This window comes from Streptomyces venezuelae (assembly GCF_008642315.1).
In the GTDB taxonomy this organism is placed as follows: Bacteria; Actinomycetota; Actinomycetes; order Streptomycetales; family Streptomycetaceae; genus Streptomyces; species Streptomyces venezuelae_D.
Genome location: NZ_CP029192.1, coordinates 1,164,181 through 1,180,114 on the forward strand (window position 1 = coordinate 1,164,181; position 15,934 = coordinate 1,180,114).

The 15,934-nt window shown below is 71.5% G+C and carries 12 protein-coding genes; 4 read left to right on the forward strand and 8 right to left on the reverse strand.

Going from position 1 to position 15,934, the window contains the following annotated elements:
- Positions 1 to 16 precede the first annotated feature (16 nt).
- The 5 genes from DEJ48_RS04775 to DEJ48_RS04795 form a co-directional block, all read right to left on the reverse strand.
- The gene (locus DEJ48_RS04775) at positions 17 to 1,231 is read right to left on the reverse strand and encodes a glycine C-acetyltransferase (protein ID WP_150214744.1); all 1,215 of its coding nucleotides are present in this window, start codon (positions 1,229 to 1,231) and stop codon (positions 17 to 19) included.
- A gap of 53 nt (positions 1,232 to 1,284) precedes the next feature.
- On the reverse strand, positions 1,285 to 2,313 hold the full coding sequence (tdh, locus tag DEJ48_RS04780; protein WP_150220967.1) for an L-threonine 3-dehydrogenase: 1,029 nt from the start codon (positions 2,311 to 2,313) through the stop codon (positions 1,285 to 1,287).
- A 123-nt stretch (positions 2,314 to 2,436) separates the two neighbouring features.
- Entirely contained in the window at positions 2,437 to 3,621 is a 1,185-nt protein-coding gene (locus tag DEJ48_RS04785; RefSeq protein WP_150214746.1) for a Gfo/Idh/MocA family protein, read from the reverse strand.
- Positions 3,622 to 3,780: 159 nt separating this feature from the next.
- Entirely contained in the window at positions 3,781 to 6,111 is a 2,331-nt protein-coding gene (locus DEJ48_RS04790; RefSeq protein ID WP_150214748.1) for a discoidin domain-containing protein, read from the reverse strand.
- Complete coding sequence (locus DEJ48_RS04795) at positions 6,048 to 7,511, reverse strand: M1 family metallopeptidase (RefSeq protein WP_150214750.1); 1,464 nt, start codon at positions 7,509 to 7,511, stop codon at positions 6,048 to 6,050. Before DEJ48_RS04795 ends, DEJ48_RS04790 begins: the two co-directional genes overlap by 64 nt.
- Positions 7,512 to 7,829: 318 nt before the next feature.
- On the opposite strand from DEJ48_RS04795, the gene DEJ48_RS04800 reads away from it, so the two are divergent.
- The 4 genes from DEJ48_RS04800 to DEJ48_RS04815 all read left to right on the forward strand — a co-directional run bounded on the left by DEJ48_RS04800 (position 7,830) and on the right by DEJ48_RS04815 (position 14,417).
- The gene (locus tag DEJ48_RS04800) at positions 7,830 to 10,232 is read left to right on the forward strand and encodes a polysaccharide lyase 8 family protein (RefSeq protein WP_150220968.1); all 2,403 of its coding nucleotides are present in this window, start codon (positions 7,830 to 7,832) and stop codon (positions 10,230 to 10,232) included.
- A 190-nt stretch (positions 10,233 to 10,422) separates the two neighbouring features.
- A complete protein-coding gene (locus DEJ48_RS04805; RefSeq protein ID WP_150214751.1) occupies positions 10,423 to 12,303 on the forward strand; it encodes a DUF2264 domain-containing protein in 1,881 nt (626 codons plus the stop codon).
- A gap of 230 nt (positions 12,304 to 12,533) precedes the next feature.
- Positions 12,534 to 13,814: a hypothetical protein gene (locus DEJ48_RS04810; RefSeq protein ID WP_150214754.1), complete on the forward strand. Its 1,281-nt coding sequence runs from the start codon at positions 12,534 to 12,536 to the stop codon at positions 13,812 to 13,814.
- Between the two features lie 51 nt (positions 13,815 to 13,865).
- Positions 13,866 to 14,417 carry a hypothetical protein gene (locus tag DEJ48_RS04815; protein WP_150214757.1) on the forward strand — a complete coding sequence of 184 codons (552 nt, stop codon included), beginning with the start codon at positions 13,866 to 13,868 and terminating at the stop codon, positions 14,415 to 14,417.
- A 39-nt stretch (positions 14,418 to 14,456) separates the two neighbouring features.
- Here the strand turns inward: DEJ48_RS04815 and DEJ48_RS04820 are convergent, their stop codons facing one another.
- From DEJ48_RS04820 to DEJ48_RS04830, 3 genes are read right to left on the reverse strand one after another with little or no spacing between them, the layout of a single operon-like run.
- A complete protein-coding gene (locus DEJ48_RS04820; RefSeq protein WP_150214758.1) occupies positions 14,457 to 14,993 on the reverse strand; it encodes a GAF domain-containing protein in 537 nt (178 codons plus the stop codon).
- Positions 14,990 to 15,583 carry a GTP-binding protein gene (locus DEJ48_RS04825; protein WP_150214760.1) on the reverse strand — a complete coding sequence of 198 codons (594 nt, stop codon included), beginning with the start codon at positions 15,581 to 15,583 and terminating at the stop codon, positions 14,990 to 14,992. The genes DEJ48_RS04820 and DEJ48_RS04825 overlap by 4 nt, the downstream gene beginning before the upstream one ends.
- Positions 15,561 to 15,932: a DUF742 domain-containing protein gene (locus DEJ48_RS04830; protein ID WP_150214762.1), complete on the reverse strand. Its 372-nt coding sequence runs from the start codon at positions 15,930 to 15,932 to the stop codon at positions 15,561 to 15,563. The genes DEJ48_RS04825 and DEJ48_RS04830 overlap by 23 nt, the downstream gene beginning before the upstream one ends.
- Positions 15,933 to 15,934: the final 2 nt, after the last annotated feature.

Genomic DNA, 15,934 nt, shown 5'->3' on the forward strand with positions numbered 1-15,934 from the left:
GGGGCCCGCAGGGGGGTCAGGCCCGGCCGGACTCCTGCTCCAGCTCGGCCCGTGCGGCGACGAACGCGTCGACCGCGCGGTTCACGTCCTCCGTGGAGTGCGCGGCGGACAGCTGCACGCGGATGCGGGCCTTGCCCTGCGGCACCACCGGGTAGGAGAAGCCGATCACGTAGACGCCGCGCTCCAGGAGCAGCTCGGCCATGCGTCCGGCCACCGCCGCGTCGCCGATCATGACCGGCGCGATGGCGTGGTCGCCGGGCAGCACGTCGAAGCCCTCTTCGGTCATCCGCGAGCGGAAGAGCGCGGTGTTGGCGGCGAGGTGTTCGCGCAGGTCACCGGCGGACTCCAGGAGATCGAGGACCTTCAGGGAGGCCGCGGCGATCACCGGGGCGAGGGTGTTCGAGAAGAGGTACGGGCGCGAGCGCTGGCGCAGCAGGGCGACGATCTCGGCGCGGGCGGCGACGTAGCCGCCGGAGGCGCCGCCGAGGGCCTTGCCCAGGGTGCCGGTGATGATGTCGACGCGGTCCATGACGCCGTGCAGCTCGGGCGTGCCGCGGCCGCCGGGGCCGACGAAGCCGACGGCGTGCGAGTCGTCGACCATGACCATGGCGTCGTAGCGGTCGGCGAGGTCGCAGATCTCGGCGAGCGGTGCCACGTAGCCGTCCATGGAGAAGACGCCGTCGGTGACGATCAGCTTGCGGCGGGCGCCGCCTTCGGTGGCCTCCTTCAGCTGCTGCTCCAGGTCCGCGAGGTCGCGGTTGGCGTAGCGGAAGCGGCGGGCCTTGGAGAGGCGGATGCCGTCGATGATCGAGGCGTGGTTGAGGGCGTCGGAGATCACCGCGTCCTCGGCGCCGAGCAGCGTCTCGAAGACGCCTCCGTTGGCGTCGAAGCAGGAGGAGTAGAGGATCGTGTCCTCCTGGCCGAGGAACGCGGACAGACGCGCCTCCAGCTCCTTGTGGACCTCCTGCGTGCCGCAGATGAAGCGGACGGAGGCCATGCCGTAGCCCCAGCGGTCGAGCGCCTCGTGGGCGGCGGCGACGACGTCGGGGTGGTCGGCGAGGCCGAGGTAGTTGTTCGCGCAGAAGTTGAGGACCTCGCCGGGGCGGCCGCCCGAGGTGACGGCGACGGTCGCGGACTGCGGGGTGCCGATGACGCGCTCGGGCTTGTGGAGACCGGCGGCGCGGATCTCGTCGAGGGTGGCCTGGAGGTCTGCGCGTACGGAGTCGAACATGCGTGATTCCTTAAGGAGATCGGGAGGCGGAGGGCCGGTGCGAAGGACGGTGGTCAGGCGGTCCAGTCGAGGATGACCTTGCCGCCGCGGCCGCTCGCCGCGTCGTCGAACGCGGCCTCGAAGTCGCGGTGGCCGTACCGTCCGGTGATGACGGGGGCCAGGTCGAGGCCGCCTTCGAGCAGCACCGACATCGCGTACCAGGTCTCGAACATCTCGCGGCCGTAGATGCCCTTGATGGTGATCATCGAGGTGACGATCCGCGACCAGTCGACGGCGAACTCCTCGGCGGGCAGGCCGAGCATGGCGATCTTGCCGCCGTGGGTCATGTTGGCGACCATGTCGCGCATCGCGCGCGGGTTGCCGGACATCTCCAGGCCGATGTCGAAGCCCTCGCGCAGGCCGAGCTCGCGCTGGCCGTCGGCGATCGTCGCATCCGCCACGTTGAGGGCGAGGCTGACGCCGACCTTGCGGGCCAGCTCCAGGCGCTCCTCGCTGACGTCGGTGACCACGACGTTGCGGGCGCCCGCGTGCCGGGCGACGGCCGCCGCCATCAGGCCGATCGGTCCCGCCCCGGTGATCAGGACGTCCTCGCCGACCAGCGGGAACGACAGGGCCGTGTGCACGGCGTTGCCGAACGGGTCGAAGATCGCGGCGACGTCGAGGTCCACGGGGACGCGGTGCACCCACACGTTCGACGCGGGCAGCGCCACGTACTCGGCGAAGGCGCCGTCGCGCCCGACCCCGAGCCCGACCGTGGCGCGGCACAGGTGGCGCCGCCCGGCCAGACAGTTGCGGCACTTGCCGCACACCAGGTGGCCCTCGCCGCTGACCCGGTCGCCGATCTTGATGTCGGCGACGTCACGGCCGGTCTCCACTACCTCGCCGACGAACTCGTGCCCGACCACCAGCGGCGCGGAGATCGCCTGCTGCGCCCAGCCGTCCCACGCCCTGATGTGCAGGTCCGTCCCGCAGATCCCGGTGCGGAGCACCTTGATCAGCACATCACCGTGGCCGATGACCGGCTCCGGTACGTCCTTCAGGCTGAGACCCGGCTCCGCCTTCTCCTTGACCAGCGCCTTCAACGCCACGGCTCCCGTCGTACGTCGCTTCTTCCCCCGACGACACAGGAATCTTCCCTACGGCGGCGCCCCGGTCCATCGAGGATTTCTTAAGCGCCGCCGCAGCTTTCCTTCAGACCCTGGGGTTCAGCGGGTCTGACCACGTTCGAAATAGGCGATCAGCTCGGGGTCGAGGCCAGGCACCTCGCGGGGCGTACCGCCGTTCCGCAGCGACTGGGTGGCCCGCACGCCCGCCGCCACCGCCATGCGCGCCGCGACGGGCGACGTGTCGGTACGTCCGCCCTCCCGCACGAACCGCACGAACTCGTCGATGAGCAGGGGGTCCGCGCCGCCGTGCCCGCCGTCGTCCTGCGCGTCCGGCACCGCGTACTCGGCGTCGGCCTCTCCCCGGTAGCCCGACCGGCGCGCGTTCCACACCTTGACCACTCCCCCGGGCCCGTCGCCGAAGTTCTCCAGCCGGCCCGCGTCGCCGATGACGGTGTAGTTGCGCCAGTAGTCGGGCGTGAAGTGGCACTGCTGGTAGGCGGCGAGGACGCCGTTGTCCAGGCGCATGTTGACCAGGGAGACGTCCTCGACGTCGATGACGGGGTTGAGGCCGCGCTGGGTGTGCGGGGGCCAGTGGCCGTCCTTGGTGTACCAGTCGTCGGCCTTCGGCTCGCCCGGCTCGCGGCGGTGCGGATTGTCCCCGTAGACCATGAGGTCGCCGAGGGCCTGCACCTGGCGTGTGTAGCCGCCCGCGAGCCAGTGCAGTACGTCGATGTCGTGAGCGGCCTTCTGCAGCAACAGGCCGTTGGTGTACTGCCGTTCGGCGTGCCAGTCCTTGAAGTACCAGTCCCCGCCGTAGCCCACGAAGTGCCGCACCCAGACCGTCTTGACCGCGCCGATCTCGCCGCGCTCGATGATGTCGCGCATCAGGCGGACCACGGGCATGTGACGCATGTTGTGCCCGACGTACAGCCGCGTGCCCGTCTCGTGGGCGGTGCGCAGGATCTCGTCGCAGGCCTCGACGCTCGTCTCCAGCGGCTTCTCCACGAAGACGGGCTTGCCCTCGCGCAGTGCCTCGCAGGCGAGCTGTGCGTGGGTGTGGTCGGGGGTGAGGACCACGATCGCGTCGACGTCGGGGTCCTCGACGACCTTGCGGTGATCGCTGGATATCAGCGCCCCGGGGAAGGCCACGGCCGCCTCGGCACGGGCGGTGGCGTCGTGGTCGGCGAGCGCGGTGACGCGTGCGCCCGCGTCCGGCCGGTGGGCGGTGCGGGCGAGCGAGCCGCGCAGTCCGTAGCCGAGAACGCCGAGACGGAGGTCGGTCATGGAACTTCCTTCGCTTGAGCGGGTGTTGCGGGTGCGGGAGTGCGGGTGCGGGGATGCGCGTGCGGAAGTGCGGGTGCGGCGGGCGGCGCCGGTCGGGGGCGAGCTTGATCCTTATCTATCCGGCGCCGCCCGCCCCTGTCGAGAGTTCGGACGGCCCCGCTACGGATGGACGAGCACATGGGCGAGGGCCACGCGCCCGGTCCCCGCCAGTCTGATCCGCACGAACCGCGCCGACTCTCCCCCGCCGAACTCCAGGAGCGTCGGCCGCAGCGCCTGGCCGCCGACGTGACGGGTCGTGGCGTCGGCGAAGTCCGCGGTCCTCGACAGCTGTACGTCGAAGTCCGCCGTGGCCGTCGACGCCCCGTTCCACACCTCGACCTGCCCGACGCGCCGCACCTCGCCGAGGTCCACCTGCCACCAGGCGCCCGGCTCGGCGAGGGTGCGGGTGTCGGTGGACGTGTCGCCGTCGACGGCGTACGCGGCCGGGGCGTCGCCGTCCGTGGAGGACTGGCTCGCCCGGCCCGTGCGGGCCAGGTCGGGGCGCAACTGCTCGACCCGTTCCGGGTGGGCGCCCGCGCGCCGCGCCACGGCGAGCGCGTCGGCGGGCAGCCGGTCCAGTTCGGTGTGGTTGTCCCGCATGGTCGAGCCCGTGCCGGCGAGGGCCGGTGTGTCGGTGTCGGTCCAGTTGCCGGTGGCCAGGTTCCGGATGCCGTAATCGGCCCAGTTGGAGACCCACTTGTAGCCGATGCGCGTGATCACGTTGCGCTCGACGCGGATGTACGAGGACTGCTCGTCCAGGTAGATCCCGTTGCCGTCGCGCTCGGTGTTCCCGTACGCCGAGCGGTTGATGTAGTTCCCGGAGATGACCGTGCCGGGCTGCGCGCCCTGCGTGTAGATGGCACCGCCGTCGTGCTGGTCGTGCTCGACGCGCATGACGTCGGTGATGCGGTTGCCGGTGACGCGGTTGTCGCGGAGCACCGATTCCCGGGCCTCGGGCTGGTTCCAGCCCCAGCCGACGGAGATCCCCGAGTAGGGCAGATCCGTGAGGGTGTTGTGATCGACGTTCAGCTCCGCCTCGTAGCCGGCCCAGATGCCCACCGCGTCCGTGTACTCGACTCCCGCGCGACGGACGGTGTTGTACGCGAACGTGTTCCGCTCCCCCGCGAGTTCGGGCCGCGGGTCGGGCTCGGTGTCGCCGATGTAGGCCGCGCCCGAGGAGAGGTCGGTGAAGCGGGAACGGGTGACCGAGGTGTCCTTGGTGCCCGCTTCGAGGACGACGCCCGCACCGCCGAGACGGGTGAAGTCGGCCCGTTGGACGGCGACATGACGTCCTCCCCGGACGGTGAGCGCGGCGACGGGCTTGGTGTAGTGGCGGCCCGCGTGGTCGGTGGGCCCGGTGGCGCCGGTGAGGGTGAGGCCTGCCTGGGTACCCGCGTACCCCTCGTCGGTTCCGGGCTGGTGATAGGCCCCGTACGCGAAGCCGATGCCGTCGACACGGATGTCGTGGGCGCCCTCCAGGACCATGAGCCGCTCGGTCACCGGTGTGACCGCGTGGACGCGGCGCGGGTCCTCACCGGCACGCGGGAGGTAGGTGACGGTGCGGTCGACGGCGTCCCACACGAACTCGCCGGGTTTGTCGAGGAGTTCGCGGGCGTTCCCGAAGAAGGCGACGCCGTGGTAGCGGGCCGAGTCGACGGTCGTGGAGTCCCAGGCGGGGCCGGTGCGGCCGGTCCCGCTCGACGAGTTGGCCCAGCAGGGCTGCGCGAACGTGATGCGGTCGCCCGCCACGCCCGCGATCCGGCAACGGTAGGTGCGCCAGCGGACCTTGATGACCGCCTCGGCCCCCGTCGGCCGCTTCCACTGTGCGATGCCGGTGGCCGTGGCTCCCGTCATGCCGTCCTTGGTGGCGTCGCAGGTGGTGGCGGCACAGGCCGCGCCACGTGCCCGGACGGCACGGCGGCCGTCGACGAAGAGCTGTCGTGGAGTGACGCCTTCGGGGGCCGCGGCGGTCCACGTTCCGTCGTCGTTCTTCACCCAGCCGTCGACGGCGCGTCCGCCGGAGAGCACGGGGCGGGCGCCGGGCGCAGCGGTCCAGGTGACCGTGTGTCCCGCGCGCCCGGAGTCGGCAGCGCCGAGCCGCAGCGGGTCCGTCAACTCGTAGATGCCGTCGGCGAGTTCGACGCGCACGTCACGCGCCTCCCGCTCTGCGGCGATGCGCGCGGCGTCTCTGGCACCGGTGAGCGAACAGGGGCGTGCGGTGCTGCACGTGTCGCCGGTGCCGTGCGGGGCGGCATGAACGATGTGCGGGCCCGGCTTCGCGGTGGCGGAGGCAGGGGTGGCCGGGGAACCGAGGGTCAGCACAGCGGCGAGAGCGGTGACGAGCACGCCGGACCGGCCGCCGACACGGCCGCACACCGAGCGGCGCCTCACTTGGCGCCACCCCAGTCGGGATGCCCGGGCATCGGCGGATTGTCGAGGTCGAAGAGCCATTGGCGCAGGAAGGTCCCGACGGAGCGGTCCCCCGTCACCTTCACCGCGTTGTCGACGAAGTCCTGCGTGGACGCGTTGCCGTGCCGGTGCCTGATCAGCCACGCCTTCATGACCGCGTCGAACTCGTCCTGCCCGATCCGCTGCCGCAGGGCGTAGAGGGAGACGGCGGCGCCGTCGTAGATGTTGAAGCCGCCGAGCCCGGTCGGCTTTCCGGGCGGACCGTCGGTCTTGCGCACCGCGTCGAGTTTCTCGTACGCGGTCCTCATCTTCTCCTCGATGGGCTGGAACCCCTTCTGATCCGCCCACACCGCCGCGTAGAACACGGCGGGCCCCTCGTTCAGCCAGGCGTCCTGCCAGGTGGCGGGGGTGACGGAGTCGCCGAACCACTGGTGGGTCAGCTCGTGGACCATGGTGGTGGAGTAGGTGGGGCGGTCGAACCAGCCGGGGCCGAAGAGGGAGAGGGTCTGGTTCTCCAGCGCGTCGCCGTAGCCGTCGCGCACGATCTGCACGCCGTACGTGTCGAAGGGGTAGCGCACGCCGAGGGTCTTCTCCAGCCAGGCGAGCTGGCCGCCGGTCTCCTGGACGATCGGGCGGTACTTCGCCTGCTGGTCCTCGGGCACGAGGTGGCGCAGCCGCACACCGTGCGGTCCGCGCCCGTACACGTAGGCCTGCTTGTTGACGGAGATGCCGAGGAGCTCCGGTGCCATCGGGGACCCGAGGGAGAAGTCCCAGGTCTCCTTGGCTCCGGGGGGCTTGCGCCGGCCGGTGAGGTTGCCGTTCGCGGCGGGCGTCCAGCCCTTGGGCGCGGTGAGGTGGAAGGTCCAGGTCGCCTTGTCGGAGGGGTGGTCGTTGACGGGTGCGAAGGTGTCGGCGCGCGACGCCTGGGCGGCCGAGGCGAAGCCGCCGTCGGACATGTGACGCCAGCCGGGCAGGCCGACGGGCTTCGTCTTCCCGTTGCCGTGGTACGTGACCTCGACGTCGAAGGAGCGGCGGTCGCGCAGGGCGCGGGCGGGGGTGACGGTGAGCTCCTGGCCGGTCTTGCCGGGAGCGATGCTCCAGGCGGCGGGAGCGCCGTCGACGGTGATCCGGTCGATGGCGAGCGAGTCCACGTCGAGGTTGAAGGACGACAGGTCCTGGGTGGCTCTCGCCCGGATCTTCATGGTGGCGGCGAAGTCATACGTCACGGGCGTGAAGTCGAAGGAGAGGTCGTAGTGGCGGACGTCGTATCCGCCGTTGCCGAGCGTCGGGTACAGCGGGTCGCCCACGCCGTCCGAGCCGGGGGTGGGCGTGGCGGGCGTCGCGTGGGCGGGAGAGGGGGCGGGGGCGGCGAGCGCGAGGGTGGCGGCCGCGGCCGCCGTCGCGATGGCGGCACGCAGAGGTCGGATCCTTTTCTCAGCCATGGGGTGGCAACGTAGTAATCGCTTACTGCGACGGTCAATACCTCGTTGACCCTTGCGCGAGGGGAGTCCAGCCAGGAGTCACCCCCGGACGACTCAGAAAGAACATAGAAAGATTCCGGGAGCTCTTGCGCGTCGCAGCAACCGCTTACATGCTGTCGCGGGATCGGCTCACTCAAAGGGCTCCGACGCCTTCATGTGCCCCCGACACCGCTGGGAGTTCGCATGCCCGCACCCGCCCCCTCCCCTGCCCCCTCCTCCGGATCCAACGGCTCCGCCGGGCCCGGCCGTCGCGCGGTGCTCACGGCGGGGGCGGTGGGGATGGCGTCCGTCGTCGTGCCGTCGGCGGCGGGGGTGGGCACGGCGTGGGGCGCGGCCCCGGCCCCAGCCGGTTCAGATGACACCTACGACACCCTCCTCACCCGTGCCGCCGCGCAACTCACCGGCGGCGACTTCGACGCGGCCGACCCCGACTTCGCCGCCGCCCTGAAGACCCTGGACACCCAGGCGTCCGGCTGGTGGCGGCAGTTGGACCGGTCGGCGGGCAGGACGGCGCTGTGGGCCGACCTCTCCCCCGCCTCAGACCCCGGCAACTTCGGTCAGGGCTACACCCGTCTGCGCACGCTCGCGACGGCCTGGGCCACCCCCGCCACCTCCCTCAGTGGCAGCGCGGAGGCGCTCGACACCCTGCTCGACGCGCTGCGCTTCCTGCATGCAACCGGCTACCGCCCCGGCCGCCCGGAGTCGGGCAATTGGTGGTTCTGGGAGATCGGCGCGCCCCGCGCGCTGATGGACACGTGCGTGCTGCTGCGAGCGCACCTCCCGGCCGACGACCTCTCCGCGTACACCGCGACGGTCGCGAAGTTCTGCCCCGACCCCGACCGGCGCACCAACGCGCCCTCCCTGGCCGAGACCGGCGCCAACCGCGCCGACAAGGCCGTCATCGTGGCCCTGCGCGGTCTGCTCGCCCGGGACAGTGCCACACTGGCGCTGGCCCGCGACGGGCTGTCCGACGTCCGGGACAACGGCAGGAACAGCCTCTTCCAGTACGTCACTTCGGGCGACGGGTTCTACGAGGACGGGTCGTTCGTGCAGCACGGCTCCGTCGCGTACACGGGAACGTACGGCAGTGTCCTGCTCGGCAGCGCGGGCCAGCTGATCGCGCTGCTCGCGGACTCCCCGTGGGCGGTCACCGACCCGAAGACGTCCGTGCTGTACGAAGCGGTGGACCGGACGTTCGCGCCCGTGGTGTTCGACGGGCTGATGATGGACGCGGTGCGCGGCCGGGCGATCTCCAGGGAGAAGGCCCGGGACCACAACGACGGCGCGGCGACGCTCTCCCACATCCTGCAGTTGGCGTCCGGCGCCCCGGCAGAGTACGCACGACGCTGGCGTGCCATGGCCAAGGGCTGGATACGCCGCAACAAGAACACGCCCTACCCGGGACTCGTGGGGATCCCCGCGCTGGCCCGCGCCAAGGCCGTCCTCGACGACGCGTCGATCCCGGCCGACGACCGGCTCACCGGGCACTTCGTCTTCGCCGACATGGACCGGGTGGTGCACCGCAGGCCCGGCTGGACCCTCGCGCTGTCGCTCTCCTCGAAGCGCATCGCCGCCTACGAGGCGGGCAACGGCGAGAACCTGCACGGCTGGTACACCGGTGACGGCATGACCTATCTGTACGCCGGCGACGACCTCGGGCGGTTCGGTGACGGCTTCTGGGCGACCGTCGATCCGTACCGCCTGCCGGGCACGACCGTGGACACGCGGGCCCGTGCCGACATCGGCTCGGGCGGCGGCACCGGCACGTACCGCCCGAAGAACGCCGTGGCGGGCGGCGCCGTCCTGGACGCACGCCACGGGGCGGCGGCCATGGAGCTGCTCGCCGACGGAAGCACGCTGCGGGCGCGCAAGGCGTGGTTCTGCCTCGACAACGCCGTCGTCGCGCTCGGCGCGGGCATCTCCGCGAGCGACGGGCGCACGATCGAGACGGTCGTCGAGAACCGCAATCTGTACGCAGACGGGCCCGCGCGGCGGCTGGTGGTGGACGGGCGGGGCCGGCCGGGGCACGACGGGTGGTCCGCGCGGCTCGGCGGCGCGCGGTGGGCGCACTTGTCCGGGACCGGGGGCTACGTCTTCCCCTCATACCCGGGCCGCCCCGGTCCTGCGGTCGACGTGGGCCTGCGCGCCCTGCGCGAGGTGCGGGTCGGCGCGTGGCGCGACATCAACACCGGCGCCGATACGGGGGGCAGCGCGTCGCCGGTGACGCGCCGGTATCTCACCCTCTGGCTCGACCACGGGGTGGCGCCCTCGGACGCGTCGTACGCGTATGTCCTGCTGCCCGGGGCGAGTGAGGCCGCGACGGCGGTCTGGGCGCGGTCCTCGCCGGTGCGGGTCGTCGCCAACGACGCGGGCGTCCAGGCGGTGGAGGCGCGGCGGGACGGGCTCCTCGCCGCGCACTTCTGGCGTCCCGGGCGGCTCGGGGGGCTTTCGGTGTCGGGGCCGGGCACGGTGCTTGTTCGACGGGGGCGTGGGGGTGGCGTGTCGGTTGCCGTCGCCGATCCCGGGCGGACCGGGGCTACGGTCGATGTCGAGCTTCCGTTTCCCGTACGGGGGGTGGTCCGGGCGGATGACACGGTGGCCGTCCGGCCGGGGAGGCGGGGGGTTGTCACCGTGCGGGTGGAGGGATCTCGGGGCCACACGCATGCTGCCGAGCTGCGGTGAGGGGGGTGTTTCTTGGCTGCGGGCGCGTGATGGTTGATTGCGCGGTTCCCCGCGCCCCTTGAAACCCGATCTTTGGCTGCGGGTGCGTGGTGGCTTCTCGCGCAGTTCCCCACGCCCCTAAAAGCAGCCCCCGCCCCCAGCAGCCCCGCGCGAACCCTCTGTCCCTCGCCACCTAGGAGTTGCGAAGAACGTGCCCGCCCCGCACCTGACCCTGCCCTCCACCGATCGTGTTCTGTCTCCGCTCACCGGGTGGACTCGGGCACACTGGGAAGCGCTCGCTGATCGGCAGTTGGACGCTCTCGTGCCCTATGCCACGCCAGGGTTCGCTCAGTACCGGCTGCCGGGGCGGAACAGTTGGTCCGGGGTCGTGTCGGACGGGCTCGAAGGGTACGCGCGGTCGTTCCTTCTCGCGTCCTTCCGGATCGCGGGAGCGAGTGGCGAGGCGGACCCCCGTCTCGTGGAACGGTACGCGCGAGGTCTGACAACCGGCACGGACCGTGACAGCGGTGAGGCCTGGCCGGAACTCACCGACTGTTCCCAGCAGATGGTGGAGGCCGCCTCCATCGCGATCGGGCTGCACGAGACCCGCCCCTGGATCTGGGACAAGCTCGACACCCGGGTCCAGGAACGGGTCGTCGACTGGTTCTCCGGATTCGTCGGCGGGAAGACCTGGGACAACAACTGGCGGCTGTTCCAGGTGGTGTCCGAGCAGTTCCTCGCGTCGGTGGGCGCTCCTTACAGCCAAGCGGACATCGACGGTGGCCTCGACCGCATCGAGGACTGGTACCACGGCGACGGGTGGTACAGCGACGGCGACGGACGCAACTTTGACTACTACATCGGCTGGGCCATGCACCTCTACCCGCTGCTGTGGGCCCGGATGACCGGCGGGGACGACGGCGGCCGCGCCAAGGTCTACCGGGAGCGCCTCGCCCAGTTCCTCGCCACCTACCCGCACTTCTTCGGGGGCGACGGCGCGCCCGTCCACCAGGGGCGCTCCCTGACGTACCGCTTCGCCGCTGCCGCGCCCGTGTGGATGGGAGCTCTGGCCGACTGCACTCCGCTGGCGCCCGGTCTCACGCGGCGTCTCGCCTCCGGCACGGCACGGCACTTCGTGGAGCGCGGTGTGCCCGACGAGCGGGGGCTGCTGCCGCTCGGCTGGTACGGGACGTTTCTGCCCGCCACGCAGGCCTACTCGGGGCCCGCCTCCCCTTACTGGGCGAGCAAGGGATTTCTGGGGCTGCTGCTCCCCGCCGACCATCCGGTGTGGACGGAGCGCGAAATGCCGCTGCCCGTCGAGGAGTCCGACCAGTACACGGCGCTCCCGCAGCCCGGCTGGCTGCTGCACGGCACCCGGCACGACGGCGTCGTCCGCCTGATCAACCACGGCAGCGACCACAACCCCCTCGAAGGCCCCGCCCAGGACGATCCGCACTACGCCAAGTTCGCCTACTCCACCGCGACCGCCCCGGAGACCGCGCCCCGCGCGTGGGACCGTGCCGTCGACGGCCACCTGACACTCCTCGCGCCCGACGGCACGCCCTCGCGGCGCCTGCGCATCCACCCGCTGAGCTGCGCGGGCCGCGTCGCCGCCTCCCGCCACGACGCCCGGTATCCGGGCACTGACGAGACGTATCCCATCGAGACGACCAGCGCGCTGCACGGTCCCTGGGAGATCCGGGTGCATCGGGTGAAGGCGCCGCAGGGGGCCACCGTCCGCGAGGGCGGGCACGCCGTGGCGGACGACGCCCAGCCGCACACCGAGTGCGGCCCCGGCTGGGCGCTCGCTCGTACGACGACGGGCCTGACCAGCGCGGTCGTCGCCCTGCATGGCTGGGACGAGGAGACGGGCACCGCCCGCGAGGTGGCGTCCAACGCGTACGGCCCGCACTCCGCGACACCGTTCTTGACCGCCGCGTCCCACCCGGGCGGCGACAGCGTCCACGTCACCCTGATCGCCCTCTCCCAGGACACGGTCGACCCGAGCGCGCTACGGGAATCCATCACCTGTGCCGTGGACGGCGGCACCGTCCGCGTCCGCTTTCCCGACGGTACGGAGCTCACCCTGTGACCTGCCTCCCTTGAAGAGCACGGTCGGTGTGGCCTCGGTCGCGGACTCACGTGAAGTCCCCCCCCGGAGACCGGTACCGGCACCTCTTCGTCAGCGCTTCCCTCAGCACACTCATAGATACCGCTTATGACCGCATTAGTCGGACACGTCTACTCAGTACTGCGGCGGAGTTCGAGGCTGGTGTCGCGGCACCGCACGACACCGCACGACACCGCATGAGGGATGACGTAGTGAAACTGAAGCATCTGACCGCGATGGCCACCGTCGCCGCGATGGCACCGGCGCTGTTCGGGGCCACGCCTGCGGCAGCGGGCGAGGCCCCCGGCACGGCCGTGCCTGCGCCCGACCGCAGCCCGGAGGAAGAGCCGGCGCCTCACGCCTCCGGGACGGGCACGGCAACAGCCCCTGCCGAGGCCCCCGATGCAGCCGTGCCTGCGCCCGACCACAGCCCGAAGGAAGAGCCGACGCCTCACGCCTCCGAGACGGGCACGGCAACAGCCCCTGCCGAGGCCCCCGATGCAGCCGTGCCTGCGCCCGACCACGGACCGAAGGAGAAGTCGGCAGCTCACGCCTCCGAGACGCGCGCGCCCGCGCCCCCTGACGTCAAGCTGGAAGGCGTCCCGGACGCCCTCATCGGGGGCGACGACTGGTCGAACTTCACCCTCGTCGTCGACAACCCCCACGACGAGGGGAACCTCTGGGACCTCGACATGGCCGTCAACACCGAAGCCTCCGGCCTCCGCTTGTACGGGGACGATCTCCGCGTCCAGATACAGGTCGACGGCGCCTGGCGCGACGCAAGGGTCTACAGCCCCCCGGACCTCGGCGACTACGATCTCGAACTGCTGCTGGAGTTCCCGTTGCCGACGGGCCGGACCACCTTCCACCTCCGCATGCGCGCCGCGTCGGACGCACCGCTCACCGCCTTCTTCATGGGCCCGCGGGTCTACGACGAGCAGGTCCAATCGGACGACGAATACTGGGTGTGGTCGAAGATCATCGCTCCTTCCGAGGGCGGAGGGGAGCCGGGAGACCCCGAAAGGCCCGGGGATCCCGAGGAGCCCGGAGACCCCGAGAAGCCGGGTGATCCCGAAAGGCCCGGGGACGGCGAGAAGCCCGGAGGCGGCGGCGAGCCTGGAAGCGGGCACAAGCCCGGAGGTGGCGGCGAGCCTGGAAGCGGGCACAAGCCCGGTGCCGGCGGACACCCGGGCAAGGGCGACACGAGCGGCGGCGGCGAAGCCACCGGCCCCACCGACCACACCCAGCCCGCCACTCCCCCAACTCCCGGCAACGGCAACAGCAACGGCAACGGCAACAGCGCCGTCCACCCAGCCGCCGAGCACTCCGGCACGACCGGCGACGACACCGGCAGGACCACCGCGAGCGGCTCCCTCGCCGAGACCGGGAGCAGCGCCGGCACCGGCTGGCTGATCGGTGCCGGCGGCGCCTTCGTCGCGGTCGGCACGGCGTTGGCCGCCGCGGCACACAGGCGGCGCCGGACCATCGACTGAACGGCACCCGTCGTGCACGGCGGCCAGGACCGACGACGAAGGGGTGAGCGAGTGTTCGATCGGTGGGGTGTGTGGGATGTTCTGCCGGAGAGCGAACGGCGGCGTTGGTCGCTGGAACCGTTCCAGGGCGTGGGCCCGCTGCGGTTCGGGATGCGCCCCGCCGACGTCACCGCGGCGCTCGGCGGCATCACGCGGAACCCCCAGCACCACACGCGTGCGGCTCTGCCGCAGGATCGGTACGGCACGGTCAAAGGGGAGTGCTGGGGGCTGGGTCTGACGTTCTACTACGGCCTGGACGAACGGCTGCGGGGCATCTCGGTCGACGCCTCGAAGGGGCCGCAAGTCTTCGCCGACGGCACAGCCCTGGTGGGCCGCGTGCCGTCGGAGGTCGAGCAGTGGATCATCGACCGTTCCGAGACCCGCGAGCCCTTCTCGGAGCTCTTCTACGTGAAGCTCGGCGAACCGGGGTCGGCCAGCCTCGGCGTGGTCGTGTGCGCCCAGCGGGCAGGGGACCGTCTGCTCACGCGGCCGGTCTTCCTCCCCCACGAGGCCATGCACGCACCGACGAGGTTTCTTCCCGCCGACGCGTGGACGTCGCCCTGAGGCGGTCGTGGAGAACGGGGTCCGTGCCGCGGGACCGCGTCAGATACCGCCCTCCTCACGCCGGTGGATCTGCTCGACCAGTTCCGCGGCCATGCGTTTGATCGTGTCGAGCCCCGCCGTTCCCCAGCGGCGCGGCTCGACGTCCACGACGCAGACCGTGCCGAGCACCGTCGACGTGCGGTCGATCAGGGGTGCGCCCAGGTAGGAGCGGATGCCGGTCTCGTCGACCACGGGGTTGCCCGCGAACCGCGGATAGTCGCGGACGTCCTCCAGGACGAGGGCCTTGCGGCGGACGACCACGTGCGGGCAGTACCCGTGGTCGCGGGTCATGTAGCGGCTCGCCGCGCGGTCCGGGTGCCCCGGGGCGTGCAGGCCGGCGAAGAACTGTCCGTTCTCGTCGAGGAAGTTGACCATCGCGTACGGCGCGCCGGTCAGATCGGCGAGCCGGTCCGCGAAGGCGTCGAAGGCCGGTTCGGGATACTGCCCGATCCCGAGCCCGCGCAGCCTCCGCACCCGCGCGGGCGCCTCCTTGTCCACGGGAGTGAGCAGGAGGCGCCCGGTCGGGTCATGCATCACGTGTGGGCTCCGTAGCTGGCAGCGGGGGCGTGGTTGAGGAGGTGCTTGACGAGGATGAGCAGGGTCTGGATGCCGGAACTGGAGATGCGCGCGTCGCAGCGCACGACGGGTACTTGAGGGTCGAGGTCGATCGCGGAACGCACTTCCTCCGGTTCGTAGCGGTAGGCGCCGTCGAATTCGTTGATCGCCACGATGAAACCCATGCCGCGCTGCTCGAAGAAGTCCACGGCGGCGAAGCAGTCCTCCAGGCGCCGTGTGTCGGCGAGCACCACCGCGCCGAGCGCCCCCTCGGAGAGCTCGTCCCACATGAACCAGAAACGCTCCTGCCCCGGCGTGCCGAAGAGGTACAGCACGTGTTCGGGGTCGAGGGTGATCCTTCCGAAGTCCATGGCGACCGTCGTCGTGGTCTTGTTCTCCACGCCCGACAGGTCGTCGGTGCCCTCGCTGACCGTGGTGAGCAGTTCCTCGGTGCTGAGCGGCGCGATCTCGCTGACCGCGCCGACGAAGGTCGTCTTGCCGACCCCGAAGCCACCCGCGACCAGGATTTTCAGTGCGGTGGGGAAGGGGTCAGAGCTGTCGTCGTAATCCATCGAGCACTGCCTCCAACAGGGACCGGTCAGTGGGGTTGTGGTAGAAGTCCGGGGCCTTCTGGGTGAGGGCCCCGCAGTCGAGGAGATCCGAGAGGATCACTTTGGCCACGGCGGCGGGCAGCTTCAGCTGGGCCGCGATCTCGGCGACGGAGGTCGGCTCCTCGCACAGTCCCAGGGCCGTGGAATGCTCGGGCCCGAGGTAGCCGAGCGGGGTGGAGCCGGACGCCATCACCAGGGAGAGCAGGTCGAGTTGGCTGCTCGGTCTCGTCCGTCCGTTGCTGACGGTGTAGGGGCGGACCAGCCGCCCCGCGGCGTCGTCGAGCCAGGGCCCGTCGTGCGGGGCCGCCATCC

Bases quoted from the DNA above. Each gene is read 5' to 3' on its own strand.
- DEJ48_RS04825 (WP_150214760.1), bottom strand. From the start codon at position 15,583: ATGGATTACGACGACAGCTCTGACCCCTTCCCCACCGCACTGAAAATC.
- DEJ48_RS04830 (WP_150214762.1), bottom strand. From the start codon at position 15,932: ATGGCGGCCCCGCACGACGGGCCCTGGCTCGACGACGCCGCGGGGCGG.
- DEJ48_RS04775 (WP_150214744.1), bottom strand. From the start codon at position 1,231: ATGTTCGACTCCGTACGCGCAGACCTCCAGGCCACCCTCGACGAGATC.
- DEJ48_RS04790 (WP_150214748.1), bottom strand. From the start codon at position 6,111: ATGGCTCTTCGACCTCGACAATCCGCCGATGCCCGGGCATCCCGACTG.
- DEJ48_RS04800 (WP_150220968.1), top strand. From the start codon at position 7,830: ATGGCGTCCGTCGTCGTGCCGTCGGCGGCGGGGGTGGGCACGGCGTGG.
- DEJ48_RS04795 (WP_150214750.1), bottom strand. From the start codon at position 7,511: ATGGCTGAGAAAAGGATCCGACCTCTGCGTGCCGCCATCGCGACGGCG.
- DEJ48_RS04785 (WP_150214746.1), bottom strand. From the start codon at position 3,621: ATGACCGACCTCCGTCTCGGCGTTCTCGGCTACGGACTGCGCGGCTCG.